Source organism: Streptomyces sp. NPDC005181 (assembly GCF_040608395.1).
In the GTDB taxonomy this organism is placed as follows: domain Bacteria; phylum Actinomycetota; class Actinomycetes; order Streptomycetales; family Streptomycetaceae; genus Streptomyces.
In genome coordinates this window covers 60980-79657 of the sequence record NZ_JBEXID010000010.1, presented here as the reverse complement: position 1 = coordinate 79657, position 18678 = coordinate 60980, and the positions used below count along the sequence as shown (strand labels likewise).

Here is an 18678-nt window from a genome sequence, read left to right as displayed (position 1 = left end):
GCCCCGGCTGGCCGGTGGTCTCGAAGCTGAATCGGTTGCCCGACGCCGCCTACGGGACAGCCCGTAGCGTGTGAGGTATGGGCGAAAGGTACGAAGAGCGGGAGTCCCGCCTCGACGGGGCGGTCGTCTGGACGCGGCAGGTCTCGCACGGGCCCGTCCGGCCCGTGCTGCCGGATGGCTGCATGGACCTGCTCTGGATCGACGGCCGGCTGCTCGTCGCCGGGCCCGACACCCACGCGTACGAATCCTCCGAAGTGGCCGGCGGGCGGTTCACCGGCATCAGGTTCGCCCCCGGCACCGCCCCGGCCCTCCTCGGCGTACCGGCGCACGAACTGCGCGACCGGCGGGTCGACCTCGCCGATCTGTGGCCGGGCGCCGAGGTGCGTGTACTCACCGAGCGCGTCGCCGACGCCGCCGACCCCGCCGCCGCACTGGAGTCCCTGGCACTGCGACGGGCGGCCGCCACCGGGCCGCCGGACCCGCTGATGCGGTCCGTCGCGGGTGAGCTCGCGCTGGGGCGGTCGGTCGCGGCCACCGCGCGCACGGCCGGTCTCGGCGCCAGGCAACCGCACCGCCGATCGCTGGCGGCCTTCGGCTACGGGCCCAAGACCCTGGCCCGAGTCCTGCGACTGCAGCGCGCGCTGGCCCTCGTACGGACCGGCATGCCGTACGCCGATGCGGCACTCGCGGCGGGCTGCACCGACCAGGCGCACCTCGCGCGGGAGATGCGCGAACTGGCCGGTACGACCCTGACCGCCTACTGCGAGACGTTGGCGAACAGCGACACCGCGCAGCCGTCCGGGTCGAGGACCACGGCATAACGCTGCCCCCACACGGCGTCCCACGGCTTCAGATGGCCCTGGTACCCCGCGCCGGTCAGATCGCCGTACACCGCGTCCACCTCCGCCGGGCTGTCGCACACGAACGCGAGCCCGACCCGGTCACCTCCACGCGAACCGGCCCACTCGGGGTCGAAGGAGCGGATGACGTCCTCGGTGTCCCACAGGAGGCGCTGTCCGTTCGGCAGAGTCACTTCGACATGGGGTGCGGAGTCCGCGTCGGCGGGGATGTCGAGCCCGAGCCGGCGGTAGAAGGCGAGCGATGCGGCCAGATCCGCGGTGGTGATGCCGATCGCGTCGAGTCGTGGAGTCATGGTCCGACGGTAGAACGCAGCTGCACGGCGGGTCTTGTACGAATCGGTCATGCCCCGGCCCGGCCGCCCGGGCACTCGCGGCGCGGCTGTGTGGGCCGGTGAAAAACCGGTTGAACCGGCGGTGACTCCCGCGCTGGGATGGGGGCCGGCATTGGCGGCATCCACGACCGGGAGACAGCGCATGTCCACAGGTGGTTCGGACGGTCCGTCGATCGGCACGAGGCTGGTGCGACGGCTGCTCGTGGAACAGTTCCCGCAGTGGGCGGATCTGCCGCTCACGCCGGTTCCGGTGTCCGGGATGGACAACGCGACGTACCGGCTGGGCGAGGACATGTCCGTGCGGCTGCCCCGGTACCCCCGGTGGGTCGGGCAGGTGGAGCGGGAGCACCGGTGGCTGCCGCGTCTCGCCCCGCAGTTGCCGCTCCCCGTCTCCGCGCCGCTGGCGAGGGGGAAGCCGGGGAAGGGGTATCCGTTCCCGTGGTCGGTCTACCGGTGGCTGGAGGGTGAGACCGCGACCACCGACGGCCTCGCCGACCCGGCCGGAACGGCGGCCGAACTCGCCGGGTTCATCAGCGCCCTGCAGACGATCGATTCCACCGGCGGCCCGGGCCCCGAGTGGAGCAACGCGTTCCGTGGTGTGCCGATGGGCGACGAGCGCGACTCCGTGGCCTGCGAGGCGCGTGTCCGGCCCAGGATCGCGGCGCTGCGGGGCAGGGTCGACACCGACGCGGTGACGGCGGTGTGGGAGGCCGCACTGGCGGCGCCTGCGTGGGAGGGGCCGCCGGTCTGGATCCACGGGGACCTCGCGGCGGGCAACCTCCTCGTGGTGCGGGGCAGGCTGAGCGCCGTCATCGACTTCGGCACGCTGGCCGTCGGTGATCCCGCAGTCGATTTGCTGCCCGCGTGGCTGTTCCTGCCCTCCGGGGTGCGGGACGTCTTACGGAGAGCGCTCGACATCGACGACGCCACCTGGGCACGCGGGCGGGGCTGGGCCCTGGCGAGTTCCCTGCCCGTGCCCGACGACCCGTACTTCGACGACCCGGCGCGGGCGAGCGCCGCCTGCATCACCTCGACGAACTCGTCGCCGACCTCTAGACCGTCCGGATCGGGCCCGATCGGGCCCGATCCGGACGGTCTAGCCCAGGCAGTCCCCGGGCGCCGTACCCGGGTCCGTCAGCGCCAGCCCCAGCTGGGCACGCTCGGTGATCCAGCGGGCCGGGCGGTAGCGCGGGTCGCCGGTCGTCGTGTGCAGCGCCCGGTGCAGCTCCAGCATCCGGTCCGCGCCGATCCGGTCGCCCCAGGCCAGCGGCCCCACCGGATAGCCGAGACCGGTTGTGACGGCCAGATCGATGTCGGCCGGAGTGGCGAGGGAGCGCTCGGCGATCGACGCGGCGACGGACACGATCGAGGCCAGCAGCCGCTGCGCGACCGAACCCGCCGTGTCGCGCACCACCGACACCGCGTACGGCTCGCCGTCGTCCTCCGCCGCCCGGGCCAGCACCGCACGGGCATCCCGTGCGGCAGCCGGGTCCGCCGCCGCCGTCACGGCCAGCACCCGGCGGCGGCCGGCCGGAGGCAGCGGGTCCACTCCGAAGGTGCGCCCGGCGGGCAGCCGGTGCGCGGCGACCGCGGCGGCCACGGTCGTGCCCCAGACCGGGACCAGCACCAGGGCGTCGGCTGACGGGCCGCCGTCGGTCTCGACGGTGGCGCCCGCCGCGGTCAGCGCCTCTCGCAGCGCGGTCGCGTCGGAGTCCGCCGCGCCCCCCACGACGTACACCGGCCGGTCCGCATCGCCGGTGACCGGTGGCTCCGGAGCGGCGGCGGTCGCGTCGGAGCCGTACGCGAACCAGCCGTGCCCGGTCTTGCGGCCGTGCAGCCCCGCGGCCACCCGGTTCGGGGTGAGGTACGAGGGGCGGAGCCGGTCCGCGTACCGGAAGCCCTCCCAGATCGAGTCGATGACCGCGGCCGTCACATCCAGACCGGTGAGGTCCATCAGCTCGAACGGGCCCATCCGCAGGCCGAGCACGTCACGCGCGATCCGGTCGATGCCCGCCGGGTCGGCGACCGACTCCTCCAGCAGTGCGAGCGCCTCGGTCACCAGACCGCGACCGGCGTGGTTGACGAGGAAGCCGGGGGTGTCGGCGACCGTCACCGCCCGGTGCCCGCAGCCCTCGACGAGTGCGGTGAGGGCCGGCGGGATCTCCGGGCGGGTGGCCGCGCCGGGCACGATCTCGACGATTTTCATCAGCGGCACCGGGTTGAAGAAGTGCAGCCCGGCCAGGCGCGTCGGGTCCTTCAGCGCCGCGGCGATCCGGGTGACCGACAGGGAGGAGGTGTTGGTCGCGAACACGGCCGAGGCGGGCAGTGCCTGCTCCAGGCGGCCGAAGACCTCGGCCTTGGTGCCGAGGTCCTCCCGTACCGCCTCGATGACCAGCTCGACGTCCGGGCCGTCCGCCCACGGCTCATCGAGCGGAACCAGCCGCTCCAGGGTGGCGGCGCAGTCCTCGGCGGACAGCCGGCCCTTCTGTACGGCTCGGTCGAGCATGGACCGTACGAAGTCGAGGGCCGCGGTCACCGCCTCGGTGCGTACGTCGCACAGCTCGACGGTGTGTCCGGCGGTCGCGGCCCACTGGGCGATGCCACGGCCCATGGCTCCGGCGCCGACGATCCTGATACGCATGACAGTGGGGGTCCTCTCGGGGACAGACACGGGTGCGGGTGTGGGTAGCGGGTACGAGTGGTCGTCTCAGCGAAGATAGACGCGTTCGGGGTCGACGTCCTCGCGCAGCAGTCGCAGCTCCTCGGCGGTCGGCGGCGGTACTGTCTCGACCGTGTCGGCGACCGACAGGTCCCAGCCCGTGGCCGCCCGTACCTGCTCGACCGTGACACCCGGCTGGACGGCGACCAGCCGCAGCTCCTCGCCGATGCCCGCACGGGCCAGGATGCCCAGTTCGGTGATGACCCGGGTGACGCCGATGCCCAGCGGCCGGATGCCCTCGGCGAGGGCCCGGTCGGGCCCGGGCGTGGTGCAGAAGTCGAGGGTCCCGGTGAAGGAGCGCGGGGTGTGACGGCGCATCACCACGAAGACCTCACGGGAGTTGGCCATCACCTCGACGCCGCCGCCGGAGCCGGGCAGCCGGACCGCCGGGCTGTCCCAGTCGCCGATCACCGAGGTGTTGAGATTGCCGTGGCGGTCGATCTGCGCGGCGCCCAGGAACCCGACGTCGATATGGCCGCCCTGCAGGACGCATCCGAAGAGCGCCGGCATGGAGAGGACCGCCTCGGCGCCCGTGATGAGGACGGCGTCGGCGATGGTCTCCGGCAGATGGGAGGGGTGGGCGCCACAGACCCCGGACTCGTACACGACCTCGATGTCCGCAGCGACCGTCAGGTGGGCCAGCTCCGTGGCGAGGGTCGGCAGGCCGATCCCGGCGAACACGGTGCGGCGCGCGACCAGTTCGCGCGAGGCGACGACGGAGAGCAGCTCCGACGAGGTGACGGTGGTCATGCCCTGCTCCTTCTTGTGTTCCGTACTCACAGCCGCCGCCCGTAGTTCACCGGTTCACTGAGTGCCTCGCCGACCGCCAGACCCGCCCAGAACTCGCTGCCGAGCCTGTCGACGTACTCGGCATGGTCGGCCGTCCCGTGCACCCACTCGTCCAGCCACTCCTGCAGCCGCTGCGGATCCTTGCTGATCTGCGACCAGGCCCGGTAGAAGGCGTTGTCCCGGTCGTAGTACCCCTGCGCGAACGAGGGGTGCGCGCCGCGCGGGCAGGAGACGACGGCGTCGACCGCATGGGCCGGGACGAGCGTACGGTTCGGGTCCGAGCGGATCACCTCGTCGTCGACGATCTCCTCCACGACGACGATCGCCTTGTCCGCCGCGTACACCGCTTCCGCCTGGATGCCGGTCAGGCCCCATATCTGGGTGTTGCCGCGGCGGTCGGCCCGCTGTGCGTGGATGATCGTGACATCCGGGTTGACGGGCGGCACCACATAGATCTGCTCGGGTTCGCCGTCCGGGCCTGGATAGGGCGAAGTGACCTTCCGCAGATCGCTGTTGACGGACGGCAGATCGCTGCCGCCGTACGAGCGCAGCGGATAGAACGGCAGCCGCTGGGAGCCGGCGAGATAGCGGCAGATCATGCCGTAGTGGCTGTACTCCTCGAAGGCGAGCGGCGCCGGATCGCCGGTCTCGATGCGCCGCCGCAGCTCGCCGAGCGAACCGGCCGAGGAGTTGCCGACGAAGGAGGAGACCAGCCGCGAGACACACCCCGCGGCGATCATCTGGTCGACGACGATGTCGGCGGTCATCCGGACGACGGTGAGGTCGCGGCGGCCCTGGCGGATGATCTCGTGGCCCGCGGCGGTCGGGATGAGATGGGTGAAACCTTCGAGGCAGACGGTGTCGCCGTCGTGGACGAAGGAGGCGATGGCCTCCCTCATCGACAGTGTCTTGTCCGCCCGGTCCGTTGTGGCCACGGTGCTCCTCTGCGTGTGCGTGTGCGTGCGCGTCGCTCCACCGTGTCAGCGGCCATTGATTGCTGTCCAATACCAAATTAAGGTCAAATCAAGACTCCTGATTTATGAATGAGGTAGGGAATGGAGCTGCGTCATCTGTCCGCGTTCATCGCCGTGGCCGAGGAGCTGCACTTCGGCCGGGCCGCCAAGCGCCTGCAGATGGCCCAGCCGCCACTGAGTCAGCAGATCCGGCAGCTGGAGAAGGAGCTCGGCGTCCAGCTCTTCGAGCGCAACACCCGCTCGGTGCGGCTCACCAGTGCGGGGGAGTCGTTCCTCCAGCCGGTGCGGACCGTGCTCGAGGACCTCGACACGGCGGTACGGGCCGCCAGGGCGGCCGGCCGCGGCGAGTACGGGCGGGTCACCATCGGCTTCGCCGGCGCCTCCAGCCGCGAGACACTGCCGCTGCTGACCAGGGCGGTGCGAGCCGCCCATCCCGCCCTGGAGCTGGTCATGAAAGGCCAGACGTACGCGGATGTCGCCCTGGCCGGAGTGGCGGACGGCTCGCTCGACCTCGGCTTCGTCCGGCTGCCGGTGACCCGGCCGGGCGTGCAGTACCGGGTGATCGACGAGGAGGAGCTGCTCTGTGCCCTGCCGTCCGACCACCCGCTCGTCAGGCTGGAGCGGGTCCCGATCGCGGTGCTCGCCGAGGAACCCTTCGTCTCCTTCCCCGCCAACACCGGCTCCACCGTCCGGGCCGCGACCGTCGGGGCGTGCGAGGCGGCCGGGTTCGACCCGCGCGTGGTGCAGGAGGCCCCCGACTCATACACGATCCTGGCCCTGGTCGCCGCGGGCGTCGGCGTGACGCTCACCGTCACCTCCTGCCAGCACATCCAGCAGAACGGCCTGGTCTACCGGCCGCTCGCCGGGCCGCCGATCCGGCTTCAGGCGGCGCTGGCCTGGCGGACCGACAACCCGTCCGCCGCGCTGCGCGCGGTGCTCGCGGTCGCGGAGAGCGCGCTGCCGACCCCGGTCGGCCATTGAGACGCGTGGCGTCTTGAACCAGGGTGAACTGGATATTGGACCGACTCAGTGGCCGGGTGCGAGGGTCGGCGTACCACCACCTGTGCATCTACAACCCCCTGTACGCGCAATCGTCCTCGTCATCCGCCCGTGCCACCGGAAGGTCCCGCCGTGCCCGACCAGCAGCTCGACATCGTCATCTGTGAACCGCTGCGCACCCCCATCGGCCGCTTCGGCGGGGCCTTCGCCCAGCAGACACCGGCCGCGCTGGCCGCACGTGTGATCGCCGAGATCGTCACCCGTACCGGCATCGACCCGGCGAAGGTCGACGAAGTGATCCTCGGCCACGCCTACCCGTCCTCCGACGCCCCGGCCATCGGCCGGGTCGCCGCCCTCGACGCCGGTCTTCCGGAGTCCGTGACCGGCTCCCAGATCGACCGCCGCTGCGGCTCCGGCCTGCAGGCTGTACTCGACGCGGCGATGCAGATCCGGGCCGGCTTCAGCGACGTCGTGATAGCGGGCGGTGTCGACGTGATGAGCGCCGCCCCCTACTACACGCACGACGGCCGCTGGGGCATCAAGGGCCCCGGCCTCCAGCTGCACGACTCCCTGGCCCGGGGCCGGGTCATGGCGGGCGGCGTCAACCATCCGGTCCCCGGCGGCATGATCGAGACCGCGGAGAACCTGCGGCGGGAGTACGCCATCAGCCGCGCCGACCAGGACGTGCTCGCCCTGCGCTCGCAGCAGCGCGCCGCCCGGGCCGCGGCCGAGGGGCGGTACGACGCGGAGACCGTCCCCGTCACCGTACGCACCCGCAAGGGCGAGACGACCGTCACCGCCGACGAGCACCCGCGCCCCGACACCACCGCCGAACAGCTCGCCGCGCTGCGCCCGATCATGCTGAAGTCCGATCCGGACGCCACCGTCACCGCGGGCAATGCCAGCGGACAGAACGACGCGGCCGCCGCCTGCCTGGTGACGAGCGCGGCGACAGCCGAACGCCTCGGACTGACGCCGCTGGCACGGCTGGTCTCCTTCGCCCGCGCCGGAGTCCCGGCCGCGACCATGGGGATCGGCCCCGTCCCGGCGACCCGTGCGGCACTCGCCCGCGCCGGACTCGGCCTCGCCGACCTCGACCTGATCGAGCTCAACGAGGCGTTCGCCGCCCAGGTCCTGGCCTGCACCCGCGAACTGGGCCTCGGCGACACCGACCACGAGCAGCGGATCAACGTCAATGGTTCCGGGGTCTCCCTCGGCCACCCGGTCGGTGCCACCGGCGCCCGCATCCTGGCCACGCTGACCCGGGAGATGTACCGGCGCGAGGCGCGCTACGGCCTGGAGACCATGTGCATCGGCGGCGGCCAGGGCCTCGCCGCGATCTTCGAACGCATTGCGGCCTGACGGGCACCGCGCTCGTCGCACGAACGGCAGCTGACCGGCAGTGAGACGCCCAGCGTCTCACTGCACCAGCAATTCGGTATTGGACCGTTCTAGGTCCCGGCCGGCACCGTAACCGCCACCACACCCCGGCAGCCGTCCCCAGGTCCCTCGCTGCGCTGCCGCCACGGGCGTCTCGGGCGACGCCCCACCATCCGCTTGATCGACGACGTTCACGGGAGCCATGCATGAGTGCGTCCACCGCCACCCCACGAGAGCGCACCAGAGCCGCCACCGCGCCGGATTCGGAGCCTTCATCGGTTCGACCATCGAATGGTTCGACTTCTACATCTACGGCACCGCGGCGGCGCTGGTCTTCGACAAGGTGTTCTTCCCTGAACTCGACGGCCCCATAGGCACCCTGGTCGCCTTCGCGACCTTCTGGGTCGGCTTCCTCGCCCGCCCCATCGGCGGCGTCATCTTCGGCCACTACGGCGATCGCCTCGGCCGCAAGAAGACGCTCACGCCCCGAAGGGCAAGTCGGTGCTGTACGGGGCCTTCGCCGAGCAGAGCTCGCCCGTCGGCAACACCCTCTCCACGCTGAGCTTCCTGGCGATCAGCCAGCTGCCCGACGCGGCGTTCGTCTCCTGGGGCTGGCGCCTGCCGTTCCTCTTCTCCGCCGCCCTCGTCATCCTCGGACTGTTCGTCCGGCTGAAGGTCGCCGAGTCCCCGGCGATGGCGAACCTCATCAAGAAGAAGGAGGTCGTCAAGGTTCCGCTGACCGAAGTCCTGCGCACCCAGCCCATGCTGATCGTCCTCGGCATCGGCGCCTGCACCATCGGCCTGTCGGCAACGTACTTCAAGTCGACGTTCGCCCTGTCCTGGGCCACCTCGTCGCTCGACTTCGACCGCAGCTCGTTCCTGACGATCATCCTGGTCGCCAACATCACGCAGGTCGTCGTCCAGCCGTTCGGCGCACTCGTCGCCACCCGGATGAAGAGCTGGTCCCGGGCGGTGACGGTGATGCTGCTGCCCGAACTGGTCCTGATGCCACTGATGTTCATCCTGATCGGCACCGAGAACTACGGTCTGGCGATGGTCGGTGTCGCCGTCGCGACCATCCCGCACTGCCTCTACTACGCGGCACTCGCCGGCATGCTCGCCAGCCGCTTCCCGGCCCGTCTGCGGTACACCGGCATCTCGCTCTGCTACCAGCTCTGCGGCACGCTCCTCGGCGGAACAACCCCGATCATCGGCCAGTTCCTGCTGAACCGTACCGGCTCGATCACCGCAGTCATCGCCTACGCCGCCCTCCAGGTGGTGCTGACCCTGGGCTGCATGCTGCATGCTGCATGCTGCTCCTGCTCAAGCGCCCCAACCACGACGAACAGGCCGCGGAACCGCTCGTCGCACCGCGCACCGCCCCCGTCACCGCCTGACTCACCTTCCCTGCGAGCAAGAACGGAGCGCGGACCATGCCGCTGACCGTGCACGGCATCCCGGAACTCCTCACCCTCAGCGGGCGCAACCTGGGCCACTCCGCCTGGAAGGAGATCACCCAGGAACTCATCGACGCCTACGCGTACGTCTCCGGGGACCACCAGCGGATCCACACCGACACCGAACGCGCCGCGACGGGCTCGTACGGACGCACCATCGCCCACGGGTACATGGTCCTCAGCTGGGGGATACCGATGTTCGGCGAGCTGCTCCAGGTGCAGGGCGTGGGCCGGGCACTCAACTGCGGGTTCAATAGGCTCCGTTGCCCCGCTCCGGTACCGGTCGGCAGTCGCGTCCGGCTGCATGCGTCGGTCGCCGCGGTGAAGGAGGTCGCGCGGGGCGGCGCAGAGATGACCCGCGCCTTCACCTTCGAACTCGAAGGGTCCGAGAAACCGGCCTGCGTGGCCGAGTCGCTGACGCACTTCTATCCGTAGGCCGTGATCGGCGGAAAGCAACAGGTCCGGTAGGGCAGCCGAGGCTGTCCTACCGGACCTGTTGCTATTTCCCTGTTACGTCAGCTCTGCGCATACGTCAGTTCTGCGAAGCGCGGGCGCGGCGCATCAGCACCGTGCCGCCGAGCAGGAGAGCGGTGCTGGCTCCGGCCGCCAGGCCGAGGCCGGCGGCGCCGGTCTGGGCCAGCTGCGAACCGGGGTCGTTCGCGACAGCAGGCTGCACGAAGCCCTCGGGCTCCAGGGGGGTGTCGGGCTCCGCGGGGATCGGGTCGGGGTCCGGGGCGGTGGTGGGCGGCTCGGGATCCCCGGCGGAGTCGACGGGCGGCACCGTGGTCGGGGGCTCGACGACGGGAGGCTCGAAAACGGGCGGCTCGACGACGGGAGGCTCGAAAACGGGCGGCTCGACGACGGGCGGCTCGACTGTCGACGGCCCGCTCACGTTGGAGCAGTGGTTGCCCATCGTGGGGTTCAGTGCGCCGACGACATCGACCGAGTTGCCGCAGGCGTTGACCGGGACGTCGACAGGAGCCTGGACCAGGTTGCCCGACAGCACCCCGGGGGAGTCGCTGGTGCTGCCGCTGGAGCTCGCGCCCTGGGCGGCGCTGCCGGTCGGGTTGTCGCTCGCGTTCCGGCACTCGTTGCCGAATGCCGGGTTCAGCAGTCCGACCACATTGACGGTGTTGCCGCAGACATTGACGGGAACATGCACCGGCACCTGGACGGCGTTGCCCGAGCCGACGCCCGGCGAGCCGACAGCGGCACCGTCGGCCGAGGCATCCGCGTGCGCGTATCCGCCGGCCGCGGTCAGGATGCCTGACGCCGCCGCCATGACGAGCATGCTCTTACTCAAGGCTTTTCGCATTGGTTGCCCTTCCTTAGGACATTTCGCGCGGGCGGATCGCCCACAGTTCATTCATCAGGCGGTGCAGCTACCGCCGGGGATACCACCCCGGCGGCTCTCCATACGCGATTCGGCAAGCGGCGGTCACGACACAGGGGAACTCATACGAACTCTTCTGGACGCGTCCCGAAAGCGCGCTTGACGACAGCCATAACGACGGGGATTTGGTGGGGGAAACTCAGAAGTTCGTGGAAATTCTGTAACCACCCGGACGGATTACGCACGCGTGTTCGCCATTCCTTGAAAGGGCAGCGCGGCAGGTTCCGCGACGCGCTTTGGTGCGGGCGTCCGTGGCGACCCGGCATTCGGGTGAATGGAGAGAACCAAACGTCGGGCAGCGAGTTGGACAGGGAGCTCCGACGCGGGGCGTCAAGTACGAGAAGGGTTAATCGTGATCAAGAAGGTTCTGGCTACGGGTGCTGTCGCCGCCTCCATCGTCGGCATCTCGGCAACGCTTGCTCCGCAGGCGATGGCCATCGGCAACGACACCGGCACCACCTCGGTCAACGGCAACGGCTCTTCGCAGTCGTTCGGCAACTCCGAGACCCGTGGTGACTGGAGCCCGCAGTTCGCACTTGTCCAGGGCTCGCTCAACAAGCCCTGCGTCGGTCTCCCGGCCAAGGCCAACGTCGGTTCGGTCCTCGGCGTCGTCCCGGTCGCGGTCCAGGACGTCAACGTCCTGTCCTCGCCGCAGAACCAGCAGTGCACCGAGAACTCCACCCAGGCCAAGGGTGACGAGCCGCTGTCGCACATCCTGGACAACATTCCGGTGCTCTCGGGTAACGGCACCGGCAACAGCTGAGCCGGCCCCACCAAGGCCCGGGCCGTCGGCGTTCCTCCCTCCGTGCGGCCCGGGCCTGCTGTTGCCCGTAGGCGCCTCGGCGCATCGGGAAATCGAATGATCCCGGCAGTGGTGTCGAGCGATCAATATTGCATCATTCGGGCGGATTCTCAGGAATCTTCTCCTTGGAGAGTTTCGCTCACCGTCTTAAATCGTTACGAATTGTAGTGGCGGAGTTACGAGCGTTCAGGACTGCGCTCGTGCGGCACGAAAGTCGTGGCCGCTCCGGACTCCGTCAAAGAAAGGGATGAAAGTGAAGTACACCAAGGTTGCCGCCATCGCCGCCGGAACCCTGATGGCGATCGGTGCCGCTACGCCCGCCTTCGCCGACTCCGGTGCCGAGGGTGGGGCTGCGAACTCCCCGGGCGTCCTTTCCGGCAACGTCATTCAGGTTCCGATTCACATCCCGGTCAACGTCTGCGGCAACACGGTGAACGTGATCGGTCTGCTCAACCCCGCGTTCGGCAACGCCTGCCTCAACGACTGAATGCCGGTCGGCTGAGCCCAGCGCTCACTGCCCGTCCGCCCCGGATCGCGTCTCGTGCGCGATCCGGGGCTTTCCTCTTTTGCGCGTGCTCCGTTCCGCGAGTTCACAGAGCTGCCGGATGCGACGGAGCGGCCGAAGCCATTCCGCATCGCCCGAGGCGCAGTGCGCCGGCGGCTGGAGGCGGACACCCGGACAGCTGCGCGGAACGGAGCACCTGACAGTGCACCACTCATTCCCCTCGCGGAACCCCCTGTGACACTCGTTCCGGTGATTAGTCATGCAATCGATCGAGTGGTCCACCAGAAAAGGCAGACCGTGCAGTTGCCCGACCGGAACCGAATCGTTACCCAGGTCGAAAGCGGCAGAAGTCACAGGTAAAGAAGGCTTGTGCGGCGTGGGGACGCGCCCGGAACAGATGCCGCTGCAGAAGGGAACCTGAAAGTGAAGTACGCGAAGACTGCTGCGTTCGTTGCCGGTTCCGTGGTTGCTCTCGGAACGGCTGCTCCCGCCTTCGCCGTTACCACCGCCACGGCCCCCAGCTTCAGCCTCGACGGCGGCGTCAACCAGGTGCTGGCCGCAGCCCCGCAGGGCGTCGACCCGATCGTCGACACCGTCGGTGGCGCCACCGATTCGGTACAGAAGAAGGGCACCGTCACCAAGGTCGCCGGTCAGGCCACCGGTGCGGCCGGGAGTGCGGCTCCGCTGTTCGGCGGCGTGCCCCTCGGCGACTGATCCGTCATAGGGCGGCAGTTCCCCCGCTCATTCGCGGCGTTCGTATCTCTTCGGTACCGCTACCGCGCACTCGGCAACATCCGGAAGGCGGAAGCGCCGTTCGGGTGAAGTGTCACAACCAATTCCCGCCGCAGCGAGTTGATCAAAGCGCTCCGGACAGGCGGGCACAGGAAACCCAGAAGGGCTATTTCGTGATCAAGAAGATTATGGCCTCGGCAGCAGTCGCTGCTTCGATCGTCGGCGTTTGCGCCGCGATCGCCCCGCAGGCCATGGCCATCGGCAACGACACCGGTACGACGTCGGTCAACGGCAACGGTTCCTCGCAGTCGTTCGGCAACTCCGAGACCCGTGGTGACTGGAGCCCGCAGTTCGCGCTTGTCCAGGGCTCGCTCAACAAGCCCTGCGTCGGTCTCCCGGCCAAGGCCAACGTCGGTTCAGCCCTCGGCGTCGTCCCGGTCGCGGTCCAGGACGTCAACGTCCTGTCCTCGCCGCAGAACCAGCAGTGCACCGAGAACTCCACCCAGGCCAAGGGTGACGAGGCGCTGTCGCACGTCCTGGACGACATCCCGGTCCTGTCCGGCAACGGCACCGGCAACAACTAGGGCCCGGCCTCACCGCGCCGGACGCACTTTCCTGATGCCTCCACGGGGCCAGTTCTCACGCGGCAGCCACTCCTCGGCGGCCCGGACGGACTGGCCCCTCGGCATGCCCCGGCCCGCCGGAAACCCTCGATGGAGGGGCCGCGCTGGGCCGGTTGCCGTAGTGACGGCTGCGGATGCCCGCTGCACCGGGTAAAGGCCCGACATGGACCATTACGACAGTCAGCGCCCGCGGGGCCGGCACCGGCACACGGAGGACATCACACCCATCTACGACCGGCTGCTCGCCGAGTGGCAGGCAATTCAGCGGGACCGGCAACAGGCCGTTCCGCGCCCCGAGTCCGATCCGCCCTGCGCGGGTCGCCTCGTTCCCGCGGCGCGCACCTCCGGCGAGACCTTCGGTGGCTGAGCGGACACGACCGAACTCATGCCGGTTCCAACTCATTTGAGTGGTACTGCGGAACCGATGCTTCCGTATCCGGTTGATTCAGTACGTTCCAGAACGGGACGCTCTGAAAGGTGAGGCGTGATGAAGAAGATGATGGCCGGCGCGGCAATGGCCGTATCCCTGGTCGGTCTGTCGGCTGCCGTGGCCCCCGCGGCCATGGCGATCGGCAACGACCAGGGAACCACGTCGGTCAACGGCAATGAGACACAGCAGGAGTTCGGCAACAGCGTGACCCAGGGCGATGGCAGCCCGCAGCTGCAGCTCGTCCAGGGCTCGCTGAACAAGGCGTGCGTCGGCCTGCCGGCCAAGGCCAACGTCGGCTCGGTCGCGGGTCTGCTGGTGCCCGTCGCGGTCCAGGACATCAATGTCCTGCACTCGCCGCAGAACCAGCAGTGCGCCGAGAACTCCACCCAGGCCAAGGGTGACGAGGCGCTCTCGCACATCGTGGACGACGTCCCGGTCCTGTCGGGCAATGGCGCCGGCAACAACTGACGCTGCGTGAGCTGCGGGTGGTCCAGGGGGCACGCCCCCTGGACCACCCGCACTCCCTGGTGGGTCCGAGCACGACGATGCCCACCGCTCAACGGGGGGCGGTGGGCATCGGACGGGCCGGGCCGACGGATCAGCCCAGGGAGCGCACCGGCAGAAGACAGTGGGCGGAGGTCCCGACGACCTCTTCGTCGGCGGCGAAGGAGCGCAGCAACTCCTCGCTGACCGGCCGGCCCGGCACCGCCGCCGGCCACGGGCGGGTGGCGAACATCGCGTACACCTCTCCCTGGTCGCGAGCCGCGACCAGCCACTGAGGGGGGACCCGGTACTGCGCGGTGAAGTGAGGCAGTGTCAGCACGGCCTGGCCGGCCTGGACGAGGAGCTTGACCGGGAGGCCCGGCGTCTCGGCGGCGCGCATGAGACCGGCGCCGACCGGCAGCCCGCAGCGCTCCAGGGCCACGCGCATCGCGGCCTCACCGGCGGCCGGGCCGTCCGTCCCGTCGCCCAGCGAGTAGACGAGAAGGAAGGCGACATCGTGTCCGCCCTCGGGGTGCTCGCCGCTCCACCCGATCAGGGAGAGCGTGCCCAACTGGGCTTGTGTGAACGTGCTGGCGGCGGTCTGGGGTGAGGTCATGCTCGGCACCATAACGGCCATGGACCGGTCGTTGTGCACCTGTATCACCTGATCGAGGGAGACTTCGTGACAACTGCGACGAACGTTCGGGGCCGGTGCGCCCGCCAGGACCTGAGGCAATAAATGCGTTGACGACGTCAGGTGCCCCCCGGCTATCGTGTGCAGCGTTGCGACCGGCGGACATGCTGCCGGTGTCGGCCCGTGCTGTGAACCAGGAGGTGAGGACATTGATGACTGTCGTTGTGATGGGCGCTGCCCACAACCGGAAGTGCATCGTTCTCACCCCCGTGGTCGCCGGCTGACCTTCTCCGTACTTCTCCGCGCCCGAGTGCGCGTTGCCGGGGCCGCCCTCCGAAGGGTTTCCCTTGTCTTTCTCCGCGCTTTCCCCGCTCTCCTCCCTCGCCGGCCCGTCCTCGTCGCATCCGCTGTCGCCGTACGGCTGGGACGACGCCTGGGCGGCCGAGTTCGCACCGCACGCCGCAATGGGTCTCCTGCCCGGACGGGTGGTGCGGGTGGACCGCGGTCAGTGCGATGTCGTCACTCCCGACGGCACCGTCCGCGCCGACACCGCGTTCGTCGTTCCCCGTGACCCGATGCGGGTCATCTGCACGGGCGACTGGGTCGCCGTCGACCCCGAGGGTGATCCGCAGTTCGTACGGACACTGCTGCCGCGGCGCACCGCCTTCGTGCGCTCGACGTCGTCGCAGCGCTCCGAAGGACAGGTGCTCGCCACCAACGTCGACCACATCGCCATCTGCGTCTCGCTCGCCGTGGAGCTCGACCTGGGGCGGGTGGAGCGCTTCCTCGCGCTCGCCATGTCCAGCTCCAGCGGTGACGCGCTGCTGCGGGACGGTGCGTCCCCCACGGACGGCACAGCACAGCCGATCGTGGTGCTGACCAAGGCCGATCTGGTGCCGGACGCCGGCACGCTGTCGTATCTCGTCCAGGACATCGAGGCCATCGCGCCCGGTGTACAGGTGCTGCCCGTCAGTTCCGCCACCGGGGAAGGGCTTGACGTCTTCGGCGCCGTCGTCGCGGGCGGCACGAGTGTGCTGCTCGGAGTGTCCGGCGCGGGCAAGTCGACCCTTGCCAACACACTGCTCGGCGACGACGTGATGGTCGTACAGGTCAACCGTGACGTCGACGGCAAGGGTCGGCACACCACCACGACCCGCAATCTGCTGCTCCTGCCCTCCGGGGGCGTACTGATCGACACCCCCGGACTGCGCGGGGTCGGCCTCTGGGACGCGGAGACCGGAGTCGGTCAGGTCTTCTCGGAGATCGAGGACCTGGCCCGGCGATGCCGGTTCCACGACTGCGCCCATCAGTCCGAGCCCGGCTGCGCGGTACTCGCCGCGATCGACGACGGTTCGCTCTCCGAGCGGCGCCTCGACAGCTTCCGCAAGCTGCTGCGTGAGAATCAGCGCATCGTGGCCAAGACCGACGCCCGGGTACGGTCCGAGATGCTGCGTGAATGGAAGCGCAGGGGGGCCGAGGGCCGGGCGGCCATGGACGTGAAGCGGGGCCGCGTGCGGTAGCGCCGGGGGTGCCGGGTCGACGTCCGAAAACCGCGAGTGCGCCACCGCTCGGTGGCGCACACTGGACGGTGTGATGGACGAACGGACCAGGTACGAGGCGGTGAGCAGCCGCGACGCGCGTTTCGACGGGGAATTCTTCTTCGCCGTCGAGACCACCGGCATCTACTGCCGGCCGAGCTGCCCCGCCGTCACCCCCCAACGGAAGAACGTCCGGTTCTTCCCGACCGCCGCCGCTGCCCAGGGCAACGGCTTCCGGGCGTGCAGGCGCTGCCGCCCGGACGCCGTTCCCGGGTCCGCGGAGTGGAACGTACGGGCCGATGTCGTCGGTCGTGCCATGCGGATGATCGGCGACGGTGTGGTCGACCGGGAGGGCGTGCCGGGGCTTGCCCACCGGCTCGGGTACAGCTCACGCCAGGTGCAGCGACAGCTCAACGCCGAGCTGGGCGCCGGCCCCGTTGCGCTGGCCCGCGCCCAGCGGGCACACACCGCGCGGGTGCTGCTCCAGACGACGGGGCTGCCCGTCACCGAGATCGCGTTCGCGTCCGGTTTCGCCAGCGTGCGCCAGTTCAACGACACGGTCCGGCAGGTCTACGCGCGCACGCCGAGCGCACTGCGGGCCGAGGCCAGGACCGGACTGGGAGCACCGGTACGGGAGGCGCGCACGGCCGGGATTCCGCTCCGGCTCGCCCACCGGGGACAGTACGCCGCCCGGGAGGTCTTCGATCTGCTGGCCGGCGAGACGGTCGCCCGGGTCGAGGAGGTCAGCGGTGAGCCCGGCGCGCGCACCTACCGGCGCACCCTTAGGCTGCCGTACGGCACGGGCGTCGTCGCCGTCGACGAGCGGTCCGCCGGGGCATGGCTGGACGCCAGGATCAACCTTACGGATCTGCGCGATCTGACCACGGCCGTGCAGCGGCTGCGGCGCCTCTTCGACCTGGACGCCGATCCGTACGCCGTCGACGAGCGGCTCGGCGCCGACCCCGGGCTGGCACCGCGCGTCGCGGCCCGCCCCGGGCTGAGGTCGCCGGGCGCCGCGGACCCCGAGGAGTTCGCCGTACGCACACTGGTGGGCCGGGAAGAGGCCGAGCGGCTCGTGGAGACGTACGGGAAGATCCTCGACGTGCCCTGTGGCGGTCTGACGCATGTGTTCCCGGAGCCGGGGGTGCTGGCGGGCGCGGCGGACGACCCGGCGCTGCGGGCGCTCGCGGCCGCGCTCGCGGACGGGACCGTACGCCTCGACGCCGGGGCCGACCGCGACGAGGCCGAGCAGGCGCTGTTGCGGCTGCCGGGGATCGGTCCGGCAGCCGCGGCGCTGATCAGGATGCGGGCGCTCGGTGATCCCGATGTGGATCCGGACGGGTCGCCCGGGTCGGAGCGGTGGCGGCCTTGGCGTTCGTACGCCGTGCGGCATCTGGACTGCCGGTGAGCTCAGCCCCGTCGAGGGCCCGCATGCTTTTCACCCGGCCGGAATTCGGGATCGGCCTCTCAGCAGATCGGCCACTTCCGCCACACAGCGATCGATCTCGAGGGCCTGCCGTTGCAGCATGTCGTAGTCCTCGCCCCAAGGGTCGGGGAACGTGTCGTCGGCAGCGCGGACCGGCCCGTGGCTCCCCCGGGCGGCGGCGGCCGCCGCGATCACCTCGCGCGGCGGCGCGTCCGGCCGGTTTCTGTGCGCCAGCCGGACGAACTCCTTGACGGTGAAGCAGCGCCGTAGAGCCGTCGGGCACAGTCGGGCGGCCGACTCGCGGTGCTCACGCTCCATTCCCAGGACCAGTGATGCGTCCGCGACCAGGCGTGCGGTCAACGGCCGGGTGACGAACCCCGAGCCGTCGCCACCCAGTTCGGTCAGCACGGAGAGGGTCGCGGGGTGCATGCCCTGCCCGTTCGGTGCCTGCGTCCCGGCGCTCGTCACCTGTGCGCCCGGCAGCCGGGGGGCGAGCAGCCGCTCGGCCAGCGGGGAGCGGTGCATGTTCCCGGTGCAGACGAAGAGGACTCTCAGCCGGGCAGTCGCGTCTTCAGCCATGTGTATGTCTCCTCGATGCCCTG

General features: G+C 70.2%; 21 protein-coding genes and 1 pseudogene. 15 read left to right on the top strand and 7 right to left on the bottom strand.

Annotation, left to right across the window (positions count from 1 at the left end; translation table 11 throughout):
* The first annotated feature begins 77 nt into the window (after window positions 1-77).
* Complete coding sequence (locus ABZV38_RS09995) at window positions 78-821, top strand: DUF6597 domain-containing transcriptional factor (protein ID WP_356326288.1); 744 nt, start codon at window positions 78-80, stop codon at window positions 819-821.
* On the opposite strand, the gene ABZV38_RS09990 is transcribed toward ABZV38_RS09995, so the two are convergent.
* A complete protein-coding gene (locus ABZV38_RS09990) occupies window positions 758-1204 on the bottom strand; it encodes a VOC family protein (protein ID WP_356326287.1) in 447 nt (148 codons plus the stop codon). The two genes, ABZV38_RS09995 and ABZV38_RS09990, sit on opposite strands and share 64 nt — an antisense overlap.
* Between ABZV38_RS09990 and ABZV38_RS09985 the strand changes: the two are divergent.
* Window positions 1203-2084, top strand: a pseudogene (locus tag ABZV38_RS09985) (aminoglycoside phosphotransferase family protein); the annotation flags it as partial. The gene ABZV38_RS09990 and the pseudogene ABZV38_RS09985 overlap by 2 nt on opposite strands.
* A 204-nt stretch (window positions 2085-2288) precedes the next feature.
* Here the strand turns inward: ABZV38_RS09985 and ABZV38_RS09980 are convergent.
* From ABZV38_RS09980 to ABZV38_RS09970, 3 genes are all read right to left on the bottom strand, one after another.
* On the bottom strand, window positions 2289-3833 hold the full coding sequence (locus ABZV38_RS09980) for a 3-hydroxyacyl-CoA dehydrogenase (RefSeq protein ID WP_356326286.1): 1545 nt from the start codon (window positions 3831-3833) through the stop codon (window positions 2289-2291).
* A 66-nt stretch (window positions 3834-3899) separates the two neighbouring features.
* Window positions 3900-4661 (bottom strand): CoA-transferase, encoded by a 762-nt coding sequence (locus ABZV38_RS09975; RefSeq protein WP_356326285.1) that lies wholly within the window; start codon window positions 4659-4661, stop codon window positions 3900-3902.
* Between the two features lie 26 nt (window positions 4662-4687).
* Window positions 4688-5599: a CoA-transferase gene (locus ABZV38_RS09970; RefSeq protein WP_356326359.1), complete on the bottom strand. Its 912-nt coding sequence runs from the start codon at window positions 5597-5599 to the stop codon at window positions 4688-4690.
* A 156-nt stretch (window positions 5600-5755) separates the two neighbouring features.
* On the opposite strand from ABZV38_RS09970, the gene ABZV38_RS09965 reads away from it, so the two are divergent.
* The 5 genes from ABZV38_RS09965 (at window position 5756) to ABZV38_RS09945 (ending at window position 9945) form a co-directional block, all read left to right on the top strand.
* Complete coding sequence (locus ABZV38_RS09965) at window positions 5756-6655, top strand: LysR family transcriptional regulator (protein WP_356326284.1); 900 nt, start codon at window positions 5756-5758, stop codon at window positions 6653-6655.
* A 150-nt stretch (window positions 6656-6805) separates the two neighbouring features.
* Window positions 6806-8035, top strand: a complete 1230-nt coding sequence (locus tag ABZV38_RS09960) for an acetyl-CoA C-acetyltransferase (protein WP_356326283.1) — start codon at window positions 6806-6808, stop codon at window positions 8033-8035.
* A 220-nt stretch (window positions 8036-8255) separates the two neighbouring features.
* Window positions 8256-8615 (top strand): hypothetical protein, encoded by a 360-nt coding sequence (locus ABZV38_RS09955; protein WP_356326282.1) that lies wholly within the window; start codon window positions 8256-8258, stop codon window positions 8613-8615.
* Complete coding sequence (locus ABZV38_RS09950; RefSeq protein ID WP_356326281.1) at window positions 8555-9496, top strand: hypothetical protein; 942 nt, start codon at window positions 8555-8557, stop codon at window positions 9494-9496. The genes ABZV38_RS09955 and ABZV38_RS09950 overlap by 61 nt, the downstream gene beginning before the upstream one ends.
* Window positions 9487-9945, top strand: coding sequence for a MaoC family dehydratase (locus tag ABZV38_RS09945; RefSeq protein WP_356326280.1), 459 nt, complete (start codon window positions 9487-9489; stop codon window positions 9943-9945). Before ABZV38_RS09950 ends, ABZV38_RS09945 begins: the two co-directional genes overlap by 10 nt.
* A 97-nt stretch (window positions 9946-10042) precedes the next feature.
* Here ABZV38_RS09945 and ABZV38_RS09940 read toward each other — a convergent pair whose 3' ends face one another.
* On the bottom strand, window positions 10043-10825 hold the full coding sequence (locus ABZV38_RS09940) for a chaplin (protein WP_356326279.1): 783 nt from the start codon (window positions 10823-10825) through the stop codon (window positions 10043-10045).
* A gap of 430 nt (window positions 10826-11255) precedes the next feature.
* Between ABZV38_RS09940 and ABZV38_RS09935 the strand changes: the two genes are divergently transcribed.
* From ABZV38_RS09935 to ABZV38_RS09910, 6 genes are all read left to right on the top strand, one after another.
* Window positions 11256-11666, top strand: a complete 411-nt coding sequence (locus ABZV38_RS09935; protein ID WP_356326278.1) for a rodlin — start codon at window positions 11256-11258, stop codon at window positions 11664-11666.
* A gap of 292 nt (window positions 11667-11958) precedes the next feature.
* On the top strand, window positions 11959-12192 hold the full coding sequence (locus tag ABZV38_RS09930) for a chaplin (protein ID WP_356326277.1): 234 nt from the start codon (window positions 11959-11961) through the stop codon (window positions 12190-12192).
* A gap of 441 nt (window positions 12193-12633) precedes the next feature.
* A complete protein-coding gene (locus tag ABZV38_RS09925; RefSeq protein ID WP_356326276.1) occupies window positions 12634-12924 on the top strand; it encodes a hypothetical protein in 291 nt (96 codons plus the stop codon).
* Window positions 12925-13115: 191 nt separating this feature from the next.
* Window positions 13116-13526 (top strand): rodlin, encoded by a 411-nt coding sequence (locus ABZV38_RS09920; RefSeq protein WP_356326275.1) that lies wholly within the window; start codon window positions 13116-13118, stop codon window positions 13524-13526.
* A gap of 202 nt (window positions 13527-13728) precedes the next feature.
* Window positions 13729-13932 carry a hypothetical protein gene (locus tag ABZV38_RS09915; RefSeq protein WP_356326274.1) on the top strand — a complete coding sequence of 68 codons (204 nt, stop codon included), beginning with the start codon at window positions 13729-13731 and terminating at the stop codon, window positions 13930-13932.
* A 120-nt stretch (window positions 13933-14052) separates the two neighbouring features.
* The gene (locus ABZV38_RS09910) at window positions 14053-14463 is read left to right on the top strand and encodes a rodlin (RefSeq protein ID WP_356326273.1); all 411 of its coding nucleotides are present in this window, start codon (window positions 14053-14055) and stop codon (window positions 14461-14463) included.
* A gap of 130 nt (window positions 14464-14593) precedes the next feature.
* Here the strand turns inward: ABZV38_RS09910 and ABZV38_RS09905 are convergent, their stop codons facing one another.
* Window positions 14594-15094 carry a DUF5949 family protein gene (locus ABZV38_RS09905; protein ID WP_356326272.1) on the bottom strand — a complete coding sequence of 167 codons (501 nt, stop codon included), beginning with the start codon at window positions 15092-15094 and terminating at the stop codon, window positions 14594-14596.
* A 365-nt stretch (window positions 15095-15459) separates the two neighbouring features.
* On the opposite strand from ABZV38_RS09905, the gene rsgA reads away from it, so the two are divergent.
* Both rsgA and ABZV38_RS09895 read left to right on the top strand, forming a co-directional pair.
* Window positions 15460-16632: a ribosome small subunit-dependent GTPase A gene (rsgA, locus tag ABZV38_RS09900; RefSeq protein ID WP_356326271.1), complete on the top strand. Its 1173-nt coding sequence runs from the start codon at window positions 15460-15462 to the stop codon at window positions 16630-16632.
* A gap of 73 nt (window positions 16633-16705) precedes the next feature.
* Entirely contained in the window at window positions 16706-18058 is a 1353-nt protein-coding gene (locus ABZV38_RS09895; RefSeq protein WP_356326358.1) for an AlkA N-terminal domain-containing protein, read from the top strand.
* A 30-nt stretch (window positions 18059-18088) separates the two neighbouring features.
* On the opposite strand, the gene ABZV38_RS09890 is transcribed toward ABZV38_RS09895, so the two are convergent.
* Window positions 18089-18655, bottom strand: coding sequence for a low molecular weight phosphatase family protein (locus tag ABZV38_RS09890; protein WP_356326270.1), 567 nt, complete (start codon window positions 18653-18655; stop codon window positions 18089-18091).
* Between the last annotated feature and the right edge of the window lie 23 nt (window positions 18656-18678).

Bases quoted from the DNA above. Each gene is read 5' to 3' on its own strand.
- ABZV38_RS09995 (WP_356326288.1), top strand. From the start codon at position 78: ATGGGCGAAAGGTACGAAGAGCGGGAGTCCCGCCTCGACGGGGCGGTC.
- ABZV38_RS09990 (WP_356326287.1), bottom strand. From the start codon at position 1,204: ATGACCGATTCGTACAAGACCCGCCGTGCAGCTGCGTTCTACCGTCGG.
- ABZV38_RS09980 (WP_356326286.1), bottom strand. From the start codon at position 3,833: ATGCGTATCAGGATCGTCGGCGCCGGAGCCATGGGCCGTGGCATCGCC.
- ABZV38_RS09975 (WP_356326285.1), bottom strand. From the start codon at position 4,661: ATGACCACCGTCACCTCGTCGGAGCTGCTCTCCGTCGTCGCCTCGCGC.
- ABZV38_RS09970 (WP_356326359.1), bottom strand. From the start codon at position 5,599: ATGAGGGAGGCCATCGCCTCCTTCGTCCACGACGGCGACACCGTCTGC.
- ABZV38_RS09965 (WP_356326284.1), top strand. From the start codon at position 5,756: ATGGAGCTGCGTCATCTGTCCGCGTTCATCGCCGTGGCCGAGGAGCTG.
- ABZV38_RS09955 (WP_356326282.1), top strand. From the start codon at position 8,256: ATGCATGAGTGCGTCCACCGCCACCCCACGAGAGCGCACCAGAGCCGC.
- ABZV38_RS09945 (WP_356326280.1), top strand. From the start codon at position 9,487: ATGCCGCTGACCGTGCACGGCATCCCGGAACTCCTCACCCTCAGCGGG.
- ABZV38_RS09940 (WP_356326279.1), bottom strand. From the start codon at position 10,825: ATGCGAAAAGCCTTGAGTAAGAGCATGCTCGTCATGGCGGCGGCGTCA.
- ABZV38_RS09915 (WP_356326274.1), top strand. From the start codon at position 13,729: ATGGACCATTACGACAGTCAGCGCCCGCGGGGCCGGCACCGGCACACG.
- ABZV38_RS09910 (WP_356326273.1), top strand. From the start codon at position 14,053: ATGAAGAAGATGATGGCCGGCGCGGCAATGGCCGTATCCCTGGTCGGT.
- ABZV38_RS09905 (WP_356326272.1), bottom strand. From the start codon at position 15,094: ATGACCTCACCCCAGACCGCCGCCAGCACGTTCACACAAGCCCAGTTG.
- ABZV38_RS09895 (WP_356326358.1), top strand. From the start codon at position 16,706: ATGGACGAACGGACCAGGTACGAGGCGGTGAGCAGCCGCGACGCGCGT.
- ABZV38_RS09890 (WP_356326270.1), bottom strand. From the start codon at position 18,655: ATGGCTGAAGACGCGACTGCCCGGCTGAGAGTCCTCTTCGTCTGCACC.